Source organism: Mesorhizobium sp. CA10 (genome assembly GCF_020165285.1).
Classification (GTDB): domain Bacteria; phylum Pseudomonadota; class Alphaproteobacteria; order Rhizobiales; family Rhizobiaceae; genus Mesorhizobium.
Map to the genome: position 1 here is coordinate 35,051 of NZ_JAIUHV010000015.1, position 14,669 is coordinate 49,719.

Annotated in this window: 14 protein-coding genes and 1 pseudogene; 5 read left to right on the forward strand and 10 right to left on the reverse strand. The window is 63.9% G+C overall.

Annotation, left to right across the window (positions count from 1 at the left end; translation table 11 throughout):
* Positions 1 to 58: 58 nt before the first annotated feature.
* The 3 genes and pseudogenes from LB535_RS25195 (at position 59) to LB535_RS25205 (ending at position 2,470) form a co-directional block, all read left to right on the forward strand.
* Positions 59 to 901: an alpha/beta fold hydrolase gene (locus LB535_RS25195; protein WP_224634132.1), complete on the forward strand. Its 843-nt coding sequence runs from the start codon at positions 59 to 61 to the stop codon at positions 899 to 901.
* 138 nt (positions 902 to 1,039) lie between these two features.
* On the forward strand, positions 1,040 to 1,483 hold the full coding sequence (locus LB535_RS25200; RefSeq protein ID WP_318012349.1) for a class I SAM-dependent methyltransferase: 444 nt from the start codon (positions 1,040 to 1,042) through the stop codon (positions 1,481 to 1,483).
* Positions 1,484 to 1,554: 71 nt separating this feature from the next.
* Positions 1,555 to 2,470 (forward strand): annotated as a pseudogene (locus tag LB535_RS25205) (agmatinase).
* A 16-nt stretch (positions 2,471 to 2,486) separates the two neighbouring features.
* Here LB535_RS25205 and LB535_RS25210 read toward each other — a convergent pair.
* The 5 genes from LB535_RS25210 to LB535_RS25230 form a co-directional block, all read right to left on the reverse strand.
* Positions 2,487 to 2,633 carry a hypothetical protein gene (locus LB535_RS25210; protein ID WP_224634134.1) on the reverse strand — a complete coding sequence of 49 codons (147 nt, stop codon included), beginning with the start codon at positions 2,631 to 2,633 and terminating at the stop codon, positions 2,487 to 2,489.
* A gap of 267 nt (positions 2,634 to 2,900) precedes the next feature.
* Positions 2,901 to 3,776: an aldose 1-epimerase family protein gene (locus LB535_RS25215; RefSeq protein WP_224634135.1), complete on the reverse strand. Its 876-nt coding sequence runs from the start codon at positions 3,774 to 3,776 to the stop codon at positions 2,901 to 2,903.
* A gap of 179 nt (positions 3,777 to 3,955) precedes the next feature.
* Positions 3,956 to 4,672: a Bax inhibitor-1/YccA family protein gene (locus LB535_RS25220; RefSeq protein ID WP_224634136.1), complete on the reverse strand. Its 717-nt coding sequence runs from the start codon at positions 4,670 to 4,672 to the stop codon at positions 3,956 to 3,958.
* A gap of 17 nt (positions 4,673 to 4,689) precedes the next feature.
* On the reverse strand, positions 4,690 to 5,463 hold the full coding sequence (locus tag LB535_RS25225) for an anti-sigma factor family protein (RefSeq protein WP_095765449.1): 774 nt from the start codon (positions 5,461 to 5,463) through the stop codon (positions 4,690 to 4,692).
* Positions 5,460 to 5,993 (reverse strand): sigma-70 family RNA polymerase sigma factor, encoded by a 534-nt coding sequence (locus tag LB535_RS25230; RefSeq protein ID WP_411969612.1) that lies wholly within the window; start codon positions 5,991 to 5,993, stop codon positions 5,460 to 5,462. Before LB535_RS25230 ends, LB535_RS25225 begins: the two co-directional genes overlap by 4 nt.
* Before the next feature lie 133 nt (positions 5,994 to 6,126).
* On the opposite strand from LB535_RS25230, the gene LB535_RS25235 reads away from it, so the two are divergent.
* Complete coding sequence (locus LB535_RS25235) at positions 6,127 to 7,311, forward strand: aromatic amino acid transaminase (RefSeq protein ID WP_224634138.1); 1,185 nt, start codon at positions 6,127 to 6,129, stop codon at positions 7,309 to 7,311.
* A 70-nt stretch (positions 7,312 to 7,381) separates the two neighbouring features.
* Positions 7,382 to 8,203, forward strand: coding sequence for a nucleoside triphosphate pyrophosphohydrolase (gene mazG, locus LB535_RS25240; RefSeq protein WP_224634139.1), 822 nt, complete (start codon positions 7,382 to 7,384; stop codon positions 8,201 to 8,203).
* 11 nt (positions 8,204 to 8,214) lie between these two features.
* Here mazG and hflX read toward each other — a convergent pair whose 3' ends face one another.
* The 5 genes from hflX to LB535_RS25265 form a co-directional block, all read right to left on the reverse strand.
* Positions 8,215 to 9,603, reverse strand: coding sequence for a GTPase HflX (gene hflX / locus LB535_RS25245; protein WP_224634140.1), 1,389 nt, complete (start codon positions 9,601 to 9,603; stop codon positions 8,215 to 8,217).
* A complete protein-coding gene (hfq, locus tag LB535_RS25250) occupies positions 9,604 to 9,849 on the reverse strand; it encodes an RNA chaperone Hfq (protein WP_006202172.1) in 246 nt (81 codons plus the stop codon).
* Between the two features lie 143 nt (positions 9,850 to 9,992).
* Positions 9,993 to 10,856 carry a D-amino-acid transaminase gene (locus LB535_RS25255; protein WP_224610746.1) on the reverse strand — a complete coding sequence of 288 codons (864 nt, stop codon included), beginning with the start codon at positions 10,854 to 10,856 and terminating at the stop codon, positions 9,993 to 9,995.
* Between the two features lie 82 nt (positions 10,857 to 10,938).
* Entirely contained in the window at positions 10,939 to 12,300 is a 1,362-nt protein-coding gene (locus tag LB535_RS25260) for a sigma-54-dependent transcriptional regulator (protein WP_095765455.1), read from the reverse strand.
* On the reverse strand, positions 12,290 to 14,581 hold the full coding sequence (locus LB535_RS25265; protein WP_224634141.1) for a sensor histidine kinase NtrY-like: 2,292 nt from the start codon (positions 14,579 to 14,581) through the stop codon (positions 12,290 to 12,292). Before LB535_RS25265 ends, LB535_RS25260 begins: the two co-directional genes overlap by 11 nt.
* Positions 14,582 to 14,669: the final 88 nt, after the last annotated feature.

Consider the following 14,669-nt stretch of genomic DNA (forward strand, 5'->3'; position numbering starts at 1 on the left):
CTCGGAACTCAACCGCCGAACCTCGCGTTGGCCTGGTGAGCGGTTTGAGGACCTTTGCATGCGTTCACGGCTTGAGTTGGCGAGCGGCACGGAATTGTCTTTCCTCACGGCTGGAGAGCCCTCCAAACCGGCTCTTCTGCTTGTTCACGGTTTTCCGAGTTCCTCCAGGACTTTTCGCCACGTTATTCCCGCATTGTCGAAGGTAGCTTATGTCGTTGCTCCCGATATGCCTGGGTTCGGCATGTCCGATGCTCTGCCCGAGCCGTCCTTTGATGGTTTTGCCGATGCGATCTCGGAGTTGCTCGGCCACCTCTCGGTCGGCCCCCGCTACATCTACCTTCATGACTTTGGCGCGCCGGTCGGGCTGCGGATAGCCATGCAGGCTCCCGATGCGGTGTTGGGGTTGATCATCCAGAACGCCAACGCGCATCGGAGCGGAATGGGGCCATCCTGGAAGGCGACGCAGGACTTTTGGACCAATCCGAACCCCGACAATGAAGCGAAAGCCACCGCGCACCTGACCTTCGAGGGCACGCGCGACCAGTATGTGGCAGGTGTTCCCGACGATGTGGCCGCACAAATTCCGGACGAGAACTGGGAGGAAGACTGGCGCGTGATGCAGCGACCCGGAGGCATGGAGACGCAGCGCGCGCTCATTGCGGACTACGGCAATTACGTCGCTCGCTTCGACACGATTGCCGACTATCTGCGGCGCAGGCAGCCACGCGCCCTGATGCTGTGGGGCCGGCATGACGCGTTCTTCGACCTGACAGAGACGCTGTCATGGATGCAGGCCCTGCCGAGGATGGAAGCACATATTCTCGACGGGCCTCATTTCCTGCTGGAAACGCATGCCAACCAAGCTGCGTCGCTGATGGTCGACTTCCTGCAACGGCACTAGAACAGTCCTTGAGTCTTGCCAACCCGAACGCGGTCGACGCCTGGGGCTACATTGTCCGGCATCAATGTTCTGGCCGCTGCCCTGTCAGCCATTTCCGTCTCGCTTGCCTGGCGCAGACCAGCTTGGATAGTTTATTTCATGGCTGCCGGAATCTCGGATCGGATATCCGCCTTCGTCGAAGCGCTTCCATTGAAGCCGGGACTTCGCGTCCTGGAGATCGGATGCGGTCCCGGCGTCGCCGCTCGCGATGTCGCTCGCCGCATCGGCGACGGCTTCATTTTGGCCATCGACCGTTCGGAGAAGGCAATCCGATTGGCGCGGGCGGGATCGGCTGATGAGATGGCTTGGGGCTGCCTCGATTTCAGGCATGCGGCAATCGAAGACTTCGCCTTGAATGCTGGCGAGGCTCTTTTCGACATCGCCTTTGCCATGCGGGTCGGCGCGCTCGACGGGCGTCACCCCGAGGCCAACCGTGCGGCCTTGACGCGGATCAAGGCGGCGCTGAAGCCGCATGGCAGGCTTTTCATCGACGGCGGCGACCCGTTGAAAGAGTTAGATTTGGTTCGTGGCTTGCCGTCCTAAAAACCACCGAGAAACATCGAAGCCCCAAGATGCCATCGCGCCGCGGCGCAACAATGAAAGCATTCAGAAAAATGACCGCCTCGCCTTCCTTTCTTGGCTTTCCCGATCGCCTCGCCGAGGGGCGCGTGCCGCGAGCCGTGATCTTCGGGGCGGGTCATGGAAGCACCTATCGCGGCCAGGACAGCAGCGGCCATGCCTCGGCCGCCCGCGCCATCCGAGCTGCAAGCCAGGATGACATTCCGCTGGTGGAGCACTGGGATTTCGACCTCGGTGGCCCGCTGTTCCATGGCGGACCGGTCTGCTGCGTCGATGCCGGCGATGTCTGGACCACCATGCATGACAATGCCGGCAACCGGGCCCGTATCGAGGCGAAGACGCGCGAGGTGCTGGTACTGCCGGCGGTGCCGATCCTGCTTGGCGGCGACGATTCCGTCGTCATTCCCTTCCTCGCCGGCTTTGCCGATCACGGACCGGTCTGGATCCTGCAGATCGATGCCCATATCGACTGGCGCGGAGAGGTGCATGGCGAACGCTACGGCTATTCGAGCCCGATGCGGCGGGCCGAGCGAGATGCTGCATGTTGCCGGCATCGTGCAGGTCGGGCTGCGCAGCGTCGGCAGCGCCCACCTCGCCGAAATCGAAGCGGCGCGGCGCTACGGCAGCCGCTTCGTAACCGCGCGCGAGGTACATGCCCTGGGCGTGGAAGCTGCTCTCAAGCATATACCTGACGGAGCGCGGGTTGTCGTCACCCTTGACTGCGATGGCCTCGATCCCGGCATCATGCCGGGCGTGGCCGCGCGCACGCCCGGCGGCCTCACCTACACGCAGGCGATCGACCTGATCGCAGGCCTCGGCAAGCGGGCGAGGATTGCGGGATTCGACCTTGTCGAGCTTTATCCTCCCGCCGACATTGACGGTCTGTCGGCCATCACCGCGTCGCGTCTTGTTGTCAACGCGATCGGCGCCATTGTCCGGCAGACCGGCTGAGATCCGATCGGGTGGTCTAGAAAAAGCTGTTCAGAAACGCCGCCGTCACGTCCGAGATGCCGACGATCTTGTTGGTCGCCTGGCGGTAGAATTTGAAGTTGAGCTCGGTCTCGGGCCGGCCGTCCTTCCAATCCTTGAAGCGCTTGAGCTCATTGCGACCCAAATGTCTCGTCGCCAAGGCGGTGCGGCGGACGGCAACGTTGAGGCGCGGCGTCTGCCGTTCGAGATCGGGGCGTCTCGGGGTGGCCTCGGAGGACGTCACGATGCCGCGCGCGACAAGCCCCTGACCGCCTTCGTTCTCGCTGGCGAACAGGAAGATGACGTCGCCCTCGGCGATGCGCTTGCCGCCCTACATGGTTTTCTGGGCGGCGAACACGAATCTCTCCGCCGCTGGGTCCTGGATTTGGGTCTTGATGGCGTATGCCATGCCCTACGGTTCCCGGCTGAGGCCGATTCGGTAACTCAGCACGCGCCGGCCGGCCGGCTCGATCAGCATGACGCCCGGCTTGTCGGCGAATTCGCCGTCGAAATTGATGGCGCTGGCGATGCCGTGCCAGGGCTCGATGCACAGGAAGGGCGCGCCGCCAGGCTTGGACCAGATGCCCAGCTCATTGAATCCCTGCCACGACATCTCGATCGCCGGCCCGCGGCCGGCGGCGTAGCGCACGCTCTTGCTCACCGGCTTGTCGAGGATGACGGCATCGTCGTCGAACAGTCTTTCGGATAGCGGCAGCGTCCTGCCCTCGATGGGCGTCGGCTGCGGCGCCGGCAACAACAGGCCGTCCTTCAGGCGGCGGATCGGCGCCGGCTCATTTTCGGCGAAGGTCACCCGATAGGCTTCCTTCGGCAGCTCCGGGAGCAGCGGCCAGTTGAACGCCGGATGCGCGCCGATCGAGGCCGGCAGAGGCTCGTCGCCGGTATTGGCGATCTCGAAGGTCACGCCGAGTTGCCGTGGTTTCAACTCGTAGCTGATGGCGAGACGAAAGGCGAAGGGATAGTGCGTTCGCGTCTCGGCGTCGTCCGTCAGGACCAATGTGCAGGAGGCCGGCCCCTGCTCCGCCCAGGCAAAGCGCCGGTCGCGGGCAAAGCCGTGCTGCGTCATCGGATAGATTTGGCCGCGATGCCGCAGCTGATCGCCTTTGAGCCGGCCGACGATTGGGAACAGCACGGGCGAATGACGACGCCAGGCGGGGCCTGCCTGCCACAGAAGCTCGGTGCCTTCGCCATCGCGCAGCGAGACCAGTTCGGCCCCCTGCCCGACGATGGTCGCCGAAATGCCGTCAGCGTGAAGCGTCAGCTGGTCCATTGCGTCCTCGCGGCTGGCAGGTTTGGCCGGCAGGCTAGCAAAAGGCCGCGCGTGAACTCAAGCGCGGCAGGCAGATCGCCCCTTGGTCGTCAACGCTTGGTGCGCAGTCGACAAAAAAGTGGCCGGAGGTTTCCCTCCGGCCGTGGCGAGGTCGGCAATGTTGCCTGCTGCGGTCCGGCCTATTCGCGCTCGCCGGTGAAATTCAGCAGCAGCTGGAAGATGTTGATGAAGTTCAGATAGAGCGAGAAGGCGCCGAAGACGGCAAGCTTCTGCTGCGATTCCGCATCGAAGTTCTCCGCATACTGCTCCTTGATCGTCTGCGTATCCCAGGCGGTGAGGCCGATGAAGACGGCAATGCCGATCACCGAGATAGCGAATTGCAGCGCGGTCGAACCGAGGAACAGATTGACCAGGCTGGCGATCACCACGCCGATCAGGCCCATGATCAGGAAGGACGAGAACTGCGTCAGGTCGCGCCTGGTCGTGTAGCCGTAAAGGCTGGTGGCGCCGAACATCGTGGCGGCGATGAAGAAGGTGCGCGCGATGCTGGTCGAGGTGAAGACCAGGAACACCGAGGCGAGCGACAGGCCCATGACCGCGCAGAAGGCCCAGAACATCGCCTGCGCGCTCGCGGCCGACATGGTCTGCATCCTGAACGAGAAGATCATGACGAAGGCGAGCGGCGCCAGCATCACCACCCATTTCAGCGGGCTGGAGAAGATCGGCACATAAAGCGCCGGCGTCGAGGCCACGAAGAAGGCGACGAGGCCGGTGACGACGAGGCCGAGACCCATATAATTGTAGACGCGCAGCATGTGCTTGCGCAGGCCCTCGTCATAGACGGCTCCGGCCTGGACGCCGGTGCCCATTCGGTATCCCAGATTGGGGCTGTTCATTTGGTTCTCCTTGGTTCTCAGTAGAGTGTTCTGGCGAGTTTCTCGGCGGCACGGTCAAGGCTGCCGGCGTCGCCGCGTCCGACCACCGCATAGGCGACCTCGCCGATCTGGAAATACGCGGTTGAGATGTCGTCGGAGGGCGCGATCGTCGGCTTCACCACATCGAACCTGCCCGGCCTGATGGCGAACAACGAGACAAGACCGAGGTCCTTGGTGTCGACCGCTACCTCGACGCTCGGCCCGAATTGCGAGGGATAGACCTGGACGTCGCGAATCTTCCAGTCGTCGGGCAGCGACGGCATGACGATCGCGGTGGCGGCGCGAATCTCGTCGGGATCGTAACCCGGAGCCTCTTGCTGCGACGGCATCGTCTCGCGCACCAAGGTCGTCCGGTGCGCCCGGACCGCATCCTCGACATAGGCCGGCGGCTGCGTCGAGGCGACCACCTTTGTCACGGCGATCGGCCCGAAGGCGCCGTTGGCAAGCCAGCCTGCCGCGACCAGGACGGCCGCGGCCGCCGCACGCTGCAGCACGGCAAGCATGCGTCCCCTGGCAAGGCCTCTTTCCAGCCGGCGCGCCGCTTCTGTCGTGGCCGGACGCGCCCTGCCGACAGGGCCGGCAAGCGCGACGCGCAGTTCGTCGCGCGTCCTCAGATCCGACATCACGCGCGCCGCCACTTCCGGACGCGCGGCGAGGTGCGCCTCGACCTCGATGCGGCGCGCGACATCCAGTTGATCGTCGACATAGGCGTCGAGATCGGCATCGGTCACGGGGTCGACAATAGCGGTCATTGATCGTCTCCCACGATCCTGAGATGAGGCCTGGCTTTTGGCGCCGCGCCCTCTTCCATCTCGCGCAGCGCGGCACGCGCGCGGCCGATGCGCGACATCAGCGTTCCGAGCGGCACGCCGATGACTTCGGCGGCCTCCTGATAGGAAAGCCCTTCGATGGCGACGAGATGGAGTGCAGAGCGCTGTTCCTCCGGCAGCGAAAGAAACGCTTCCCGGACCTGCGACAGGCGCACCGAATGGTCCTGCGAGGCCGGCACGCTCCGGTCGGCGACAAGGCCCGCCTTTTCGATGCGCGCCGCCTCGGAGCGGCGCGAGCGCATGCGGTCGATGAAGATGTTGTGCACGATCGCCAGCAGCCAGGCGCGCAGATTGCCGCTTGACCGGAAGGTCGCGCGCCGCTCATAGGCGCGCACCAGCGCGTCATGGACGAGATCCTCGGCCTCAGTGCTGTCGCGCGTCAGCGAGCGCGCATAGCGCCGCAGCGAACCCAACTGCCCGACGATATCGAAGCGTGCCATCGACCGTTTCATGCCCTGTTTACGGAGCATGTAGGGGTTTTAATCCCCTGCCCGACATTTCTTTTCGTGTCGCCGCCACAGCGGAAACCGCTGGCGCGACGGGATCGATTTGCGTATCACTCCGCCGCCATTGGAGTCCTTTTCGATGTTCGAGACCCTGCAGCCCGCGCCCGCCGACAAGATCCTTGCTCTTATCGGCCTCTATCGCAACGATCCACGGCCCGGCAAAGTCGACCTCGGCGTCGGCGTCTACAAGGACATCGACGGCAAGACGCCGGTGATGCGCGCCGTGGGCGAGGCCGAGAAGCGGCTGCTGGCGAGCCAGGACACCAAAACCTATCTCGGCCTTGCCGGCGACACCGGCTTCAACGCCGCCATGATCAAGCTCGCCTTTGGCGAGAAGGCCGACCATTCGCGTATCCGCGCGGCACAGGCGCCGGGCGGATCGGGCGCGCTCAGGCTGGTGGCCGAGCTTGTGCAGCGCACGCGCCCCGGCGCGACGGTTTGGCTGTCCGATCCGACCTGGCCGAACCATCTGCCGGTGATGCGCGCCGCTGGTCTGCAGGTTCGCGACTATCCCTATTTCGATGCCGCATCGGGCGCTGTCCGCTTCGACGAGATGCTGGCGGCGCTAAAAGTTGCCAACAGCGGCGATGTCGTGCTCCTGCATGGCTGCTGTCACAACCCGACCGGCGCCAATCTCGATATCGCGCAGTGGGCCAAGGTCGCCGACGTGCTGCTGGATCGCGGCTTGCTGCCTTTCGTCGACATTGCCTATCAGGGTTTTGGCGAAGGCCTCGATGCCGACGCCGCCGGCCTGCGGCTGCTTGCCGGCAAGGTGCCGGAAATGGTCGTCGCCTCGAGCTGCTCGAAGAATTTTGCCGTATATCGCGACCGCGTGGGCGCGGCGATGATCATGGCCAAGGATGGCGCCCAGGCCGACGTGGCGATGAGCCAGATGCTGGCGGCCGCGCGCGCGCTTTATTCGATGCCGCCGGATCACGGCGCGGCGGCGGTGCGCATGGTGCTCGAAGACGCCGCCCTGAGGAAGGACTGGGAGACGGAGCTCGAGGAGATGCGGCTGCGCATGCTCAGGCTGCGCGTCGCTTTTGCCGAGGCGTTACGCCGGCAGTCCAATTCCGACCGCTTCGATTTCGTCGCCAGCCATCGTGGCATGTTTTCGAGGCTTGGGTTGACCGAGGCGCAGGTCGAACGCCTGCGTGCCGAGCACGCCGTCTATATGGTCGGCGACAGCCGCATCAACGTGGCCGGCCTGCCGGAGGACGGCATGGACGATCTCGCCAAGGCGATCGTCTCGGTGCTCGACTGAGGCTGTGGACAACTCGTTTCGGTGTCCGGCCAGGATTGGTCGGGCGCTGGCCGCGGGATAGGCTCAAATCATGAAGCCCTCCAAGGACATTTCCCGGCTGATCGAGATCATGGCGGCGCTGCGGGCGCCGAAGACCGGCTGCCCTTGGGATATCGAGCAGAATTTCGCTACCATCGCGCCCTACACGATCGAGGAAGCCTATGAAGTGGCCGATGCGATCGCGCGCGGCGACCTCGACGATCTGCGCGAGGAACTGGGCGATCTGCTGCTGCAGGTCGTCTATCACGCGCAAATGGCTGAGGAGATCGGCGAGTTCGCTTTCGGCGATGTCGTCGAGGCCATCACCACCAAGATGATCCGCCGCCATCCGCACGTCTTCGGCGACGAGAAGGCGCGCAGCGCCGGCATGGCCAAGGGCATGTGGGAGAAGATCAAGGCGGTTGAAAAAACCGAGAAGCGCGACGCCCGCATCGCCCGTGGTCTCGACCCGGAGGATCACGGCAGGGGCTATCTCGACAGCGTGCCGGTCGCGCTCCCTGCCCTGACGCGTGCCCTGAAACTGCAGGAAAAGGCGGCACGCGTCGGCTTCGACTGGAGCGAGGCAGCTCCCATCCTTGACAAGATAGAGGAAGAGATCGGGGAATTGCGCGAGGCGCTCGCCACCGGTGACGCCGCACCTATCAAGGACGAGTTCGGCGACATGCTGTTTGCTATCGTCAATCTCGGCCGCCACCTCAAGCTCGACTCCGAAGCCGCGCTCAGCGGTACCAACGAAAAGTTCCGTTCGCGATTCCACTATGTCGAGCAGGCTCTGGAGGCCTCGGGCAAGTCGCTGGAGAAGGCAACGCTCGACGAGATGGAAGCGCTCTGGCAGCAGGCCAAAGGCACCTAGTAAACAGCCGGTTAGCTGCCGCTCCTGCGATGCAGGCGGTTCTCTATCTCTTGCCGGGCGCTGTGCGTGGCTGTCAGCGATAGCGTGATGCTGCCGTCTTCATTGTCGGTGCGCGAAACGACATCGCCGTTGCGGTAGAGCCAGTCGACCTGGCCAAGCTGGGCGGGGCTCAACGTCACCGTCATCTTTTCCAGCTCGCCCGACACGCGCGTCTCGATGAGCGCTTTCAGCGCGTCGATTCCTTCGCCGGTGACGGCCGATATCGCGATCGGCGGCGCCTTGCCGCTGGCGCTCTCGGCAAGCAGTCGCTCGCGATTGCCTTCGTCGAGCAGGTCGACCTTGTTCCAGACCTCGATCACGCGGTTCGCATCGGCAGCGTCGACGCCGAGATCGCCGAGGATGCGTTCGACGTCCTCGGCCTGGGCGGCGGTGTCCGGATCGGAAATGTCGCGCAGATGCAGCACCAGATCCGCCTCGACGACTTCTTCCAGCGTTGCCCGGAAGGCCGCCACCAGATGCGTCGGCAGGTCGGAAATAAAGCCCACCGTGTCCGACAGGATAACCGGCGTGCCGTGCGGTAGCCGCACGCGCCGCAGAGTCGGATCGAGCGTTGCGAAGAGCATGTCCTCGGCCAGCACCCCTGCCCCGGTAAGCCGGTTGAACAGCGTCGACTTGCCGGCATTGGTGTAGCCGACGATCGCCACCACCGGGAACGGCACCTTCTTGCGCTTGGCGCGGTGCAGGTCGCGCGTGCGCCGAACCGTCTCCAGCTCGTGCTTCAGCTTGGTGATCTTGTCCTGCAGGATGCGCCTGTCGGATTCGATCTGGGTTTCGCCCGGACCGCCGAGGAAGCCGGCGCCGCCGCGCTGCCGCTCGAGGTGGGTCCAGCTCCGCACCAGACGACCCTTCTGATAGTTGAGATGCGCAAGCTCGACCTGCAGCGTGCCTTCCTTGGTGCGCGCCCGCTCGCCGAATATCTCGAGAATGAGCCCGGTGCGGTCGAGCACCTTGGCGTTCAGTTCCTTTTCGAGATTGCGCTGCTGCACCGGCGTCAGCGGATGGTCGACGATGACCAGCTCCGCCTTGCGCTCCTTCACGATATCTGCGAACTCGGCCACCTTGCCGCTGCCGAGCAGGGTGGCCGGCCGCGGATCGGCAACCGTCACCACCGCGGTGTGAACCGGGTTGAGATCGATGGCGCTGGCAAGCCCGACCGCTTCGTCGTGGCGTGCATCCGCCGAACGGCTCAGGCGCGGACGGCTCGACTCGTCGTCGCCGCGGGGCTGCCGGGTAAGCACCGGCACAATGACAACTGCGCGGGTCGGATCCTTGGATTCCGGCCCGAGTTGATGTCCTTGTTTTCCGCGAACGCTGCGGTCCGCTTCCTTATCACGTGCCAATCAGGCGCCCTGGCTTTCCTCGCCATCGAACATCTGAACCGGCTGGCTCGGCATGATCGTGGAAATGGCGTGCTTGTAGACGAGCTGGGAGTGCCCGTCGCGCCGCAACAACACACAAAAATTGTCGAACGATGTGACGACGCCAGTCAGCTTCACGCCGTTGATGAGGAAGATGGTAAGTGGATTTTTGCTCTTGCGAACTGAATTCAGGAACAGGTCCTGAAGGTTTTGCGATCGTTCCGCCATTTTTCTTGTCTTTCGCCGATCCCCTTCGGTTTACGGGCCAATGCGCCAAATTACGAGGCACCTGTCAAGCGCGCAAACCCCCTCTTGCCGACACAATGGCAAGCAGAATGAGATAGTTGAGGTTACTTCCAGTTGTGCGGTTATCAGGCTGGACTTTTTTCCGCAACGTGAAAAAAGGCCTGCCGCAACGAAAGTGTCATCGAACCGGGATGGCCATTTGCGATCGGCGCCCCGTCGATTTCGACGACCGGCATGGCGATTGTGGTCGCCGAACTGATGAATGCTTCCCTTGCCGCCTTGGCTTCGGCGACCGAAAACCCGCGTTCCTCGATCTTGAGGCCAAGCTTGGCGGCGACATCGAAAAGCGTCGTGCGGGTGATGCCGCGCAGGATGCCATGCTCGGCCGGCCGGGTCACAAGGACGCCGTCCCGGGTGACGATCCAGGCGTTGGACGAGCCGCCTTCCTTGACGTTGCCGTCGGTGTCGACGAACCACGCTTCCTGGGCGCCGGCTTCCTTGGCCTTCTGCTTGGCGAGCACATTGGGCAAGAGGCCGGTGCTCTTGATGTCGACGCGGTCCCAGCGATTCTCCGGGACGGTGATGACCTTGATGCCGGTCTCCACCCGCTTCGCGCTCGCGGCCGGATCGGCTTTCCTGGCGGTTATGACCAGGGAAGGCCTTGTGCCCGCGGGCGGAAACACGAACTCGCGGCTGGCGACGCCGCGGGTCACCTGCACATAGACAAGGCCGTCGACCACGCCGTTGCGATTGACCACTTCGCGCAACAGCATCGGCAGGACGCGTTCCGAGACCGGCCAGGCGATGGACAGTTCCTTCAGCGAGCGCTTGAGCCTGGCAAGGTGGCGCGGCATGTCGACGATATGGCCGCGCGCCACCTCGCAAACCTCATAGACGCCGTCCGCGAACTGGTAGCCGCGATCCTCGATATGGACGCTGGCTTGAGCATGGACGACATAGCGCCCGTTGACATAGGCAATGCGCGGCATGGGCATCCTCAGGGAAAATGTCCGGCTTTCTTAGGCGATTCCGCCCCTGCCGTAACGAACAATCGCGTGGGCCAAGGGCTCGCTACACACCCAGCGACTTCAGCTTGCGGTGGAGTGCCGATCGTTCCATGCCGATGAACTCGGCGGTCTTCGAGATATTGCCGCCGAAGCGGTTGATCTGGGCGATCAGATAATCCTTCTCGAATTGCTCGCGGGCCTCGCGCAGCGGCAGCGCCATGATGTGCTGGTCCGACTGGTTGGGCGTGCGCGGCATGACGTCGCCGATCTCGGACGGCAGAAGGTCGGCGGTGATCGGCGCATCGGCGTCTTCGCCGCGCGCCAGGATCATCAGCCGCTCGACATTGTTGCGCAATTGGCGAACATTGCCCGGCCAGTTGTGCGCCTGCAGCACGGCCAGCGCATCGTCGCCGATGCGGCGCGGCCTTATGCCGGCCTGGCGCGCAATCTGCTTCATGAAGTTGTCGACGAGGTAGGGAATGTCCTCGCGCCGCTCAGCGAGCCCCGGCACTATGACCGGAACCACCGCCAGGCGATGGTAAAGATCCTCGCGGAAGCGGCCGTCGGCGATCATTGCTTCGAGGTTCTGCGAGGTCGAGGAAATGATGCGGACATCGACCTTGACGCGCTTGGTGCCGCCTACCCGCTCGAATTGCTGCTCGACCAGCACGCGCAGGATCTTGTTTTGCGTTTCGCGCGGCATATCGGCGACTTCGTCGATGTAGAGGATGCCGCGATGCGCCTCCTCCAGCGCGCCGACCTTGCGCTCGGTGCCGTTCGATTCGGTGCCGAACAGCTCGATCTCCATGCGCTCGGGCGTGATGGTGGCCGCGCTCAGCGTGACGAACGGACCGGACTTGCGCGACGACAGCGTGTGGATGGCCCGCGCCGTCAATTCCTTGCCTGAGCCGGAGGGGCCGATGATCATGACGCGGCTGTTGGTCGGCGCGACGCGCTCGATGGTCTGCCGTAGCTGGCTCATCGCCGACGACATGCCGATCAGGTCGAAGGTCTCGCCGCTGCGCTGCTTGAGGTCGGAAACCTCCCGCCGCAGCTTGGACGTCTCCAGCGCGCGCTCGGCGATCAGGATGAGGCGATCGGCCTTGAACGGCTTCTCGATGAAATCATACGCGCCGCGCCGGATGGCCGACACCGCCGTTTCGATGTTGCCGTGGCCGGAGATCATGACCACCGGCATGTTCGGATGCATGGTCTTGATCTCGTCGAGCAGCGCCAGGCCATCGAGGCGCGAGCCCTGCAGCCAGATATCGAGGAAAATCAGCCGCGGCGCGCGATCGGCAATCGCTGCAAGCGCGCTGTCGGCATCATGGGCCGTGCGGGTTTCGTGACCCTCGTCGCTCAATATACCGGCGACAAGTTCGCGGATGTCTTCCTCGTCATCGACGATGAGAATGTCAGACGCCATTACCGACCTTTTCAGTTTCTCGTTCGTGTTCGCTTCGACCTTCACCGCGTGGCGGCGCGGCTACGATCGTGGCTGGGGGCAGGATGATCGAGATCATCGCGCCCCGGCCGCCATGGAAATCCGCTGGCGCGTCGTGCAATTCGAGACGGCCGCCATGGTCCTCCACGATCTTTTTGACGATAGCGAGGCCAAGCCCGGTGCCCTTCTCGCGCGTCGTCATATAGGGCTCGAGAAGCCTTTGGCGATTCTCGCGCGGCAGCCCCTTGCCGTTATCGATAACGTCGATTCGTATGGCGCCATCTTGCCGTCCGGCCTGAATCCGGATTGTGCCGCCCGAACGGTCCTGCGCATCAAGTCCGTCGATCGCCTCGGCCGCGTTCTTGATGACGTTGCCGAAGGCCTGAGCCATCAGGCGGCTGTCGAAAGTGCCTTTCAACGGCTCGCTGCCGAAGTCGCGCTGGAAGGCAATGTCCGAGCGGCTGACCTCGACCAGGAAGGACGCCTCGCGCAACGACTCGCGAAGGTCGATCGCCTTCATCTCCGGCTTCGGCATGCGGGCGAAGGCCGAGAATTCGTCGACCATGCGGCCGATGTCCTCGACCTGGCGGATTATGGTGTCGGTGCACTGGTCGAAGACCTCGCGGTCCTCGGTGATGACCTTGCCGTAGCGGCGCCTGATGCGCTCGGCCGAAAGCTGGATCGGCGTCAGCGGGTTTTTGATCTCATGCGCGATGCGCCGCGCCACATCGGCCCAGGCCGACGAACGCTGCGCCTGGACGAGATCGGTGATGTCGTCGACCGTCACCACATAGGATTTCTCTTCCTCGCCGTCGTCGCCGGCTTCGACTGTGACCTGGACATTGAAGGTGCGCTCCAGACCGGTGCGGAAGAAGGTCACCTGCTCGCGATAGACCGGCTTGCCGGACTGTCGTCCGATCTCGAACACACGACCGACAAGCGGCAGGACCGTCGAAAGGTTCTGGCCGAGCGTCGCATTCGCCGAAATCGTCAGCATCGTCTCGGCCGAGCGATTGACGATGGTGATGATGCCGTAGGGGTCGACGCCGATGACGCCGGCAGTGACGCCGGCCAGCACCGCCTCGGAGAAACGCCGGCGCTCGTCGATCAGATCCTTGGCCGAGAGCAGCTCGTTGCGTTGCGACTTGAGCTCCAGGATCATGTTGTTGAAGGTCTCGCCGAGCGAGGCGACGTCGCCATCGGACTGGCGTACTGGAACGGCAACGTCGAGATTGCCGGTCGCCACCTCGTCGGCGGCGCCGATCAGCTGGCGGATCGGCCGCACGATCCGGTCGGCGACCGCGATGCCGGTCCAGATCGCCGAGAGCGTGATGATCAGCGTGAGCGACAGATAAGGCAAAGCGAAGGCGACCTGCGAAGTCCGGCGATTGTCCTGCAGATTACGGTATTCGTCGGTGTTGCCCCTGACGATCTGGCGCGCCTTGATCACGTCGGGATCAACCAGCCGGATCGTGTAGAGGTAAAGCCCTTCGATCTCGCGCAGCTTGATAATGGCGCCCATGATGTTGCGGGTGCGCGGTTCTATCAGCACCGGCTTGCCCTCGGCCGCGGTGTCGACAGCGCCCGAGGGCGGCTCGGGCATGGGGAAGTCGGCGTCGGTCTTGGCGTTCATGACGAACGAGCCGTCCGGCTTGATAAGGGCCGCATGCGCCAGGCCGCGCCCGACGGCCTCCTTGTTCAACAGATCGAGGAAACCGCCCTTGTCGAGACCGTAAAGCGTGCGCGAGGCATCGAGATCGTATGCCATCGACAATGTCGTGCCCTGCAGGTTACGCGCGTTCTCCTGCACATAGGCGTCGGCGATCGACAGCGACGAGTTGACGATCGTCTTGGTGCGGATTTCGAACCAGCGGTCGAGGCCGATGTCGAGCGTGATCGAGGCGATGATCGCCACCATGATGGCCGGAATGGCGGCAACCAGTGCGAACATGGCGACGATGCGCACATGCAGCCGCGAGGCAGCCCTGCCGTGGCGCCGTGCCAGAACGATGCGACGCACCTCGCGGGCGATCAAGGCGATGAGGAACAGCACAAAGACGGCATTGGCCGCGATCAGGGCCCAGGTCGCGTCAGCGGTCGGCGCGATCGGCGTTGCGCCGACCAGGATCGCAAACGATATGGCCGCCGTGATCACCGCGCCGGCAATGGCGACCACGCCGGGCAACGCCAGCAACCGTCGCCCGTCACGCGTGCCGGTCTGGTTGAAAAGCGGTTGGGTCAGGGTCGGAGCCTCAGCTGCCATGTCGCGGTACAGAGTCGGTCATCGCGTCGGATGTATGCAACGCATTGTGGCGATTATGCAACAAGTGTGGCCGGGAAGATAATCTTTC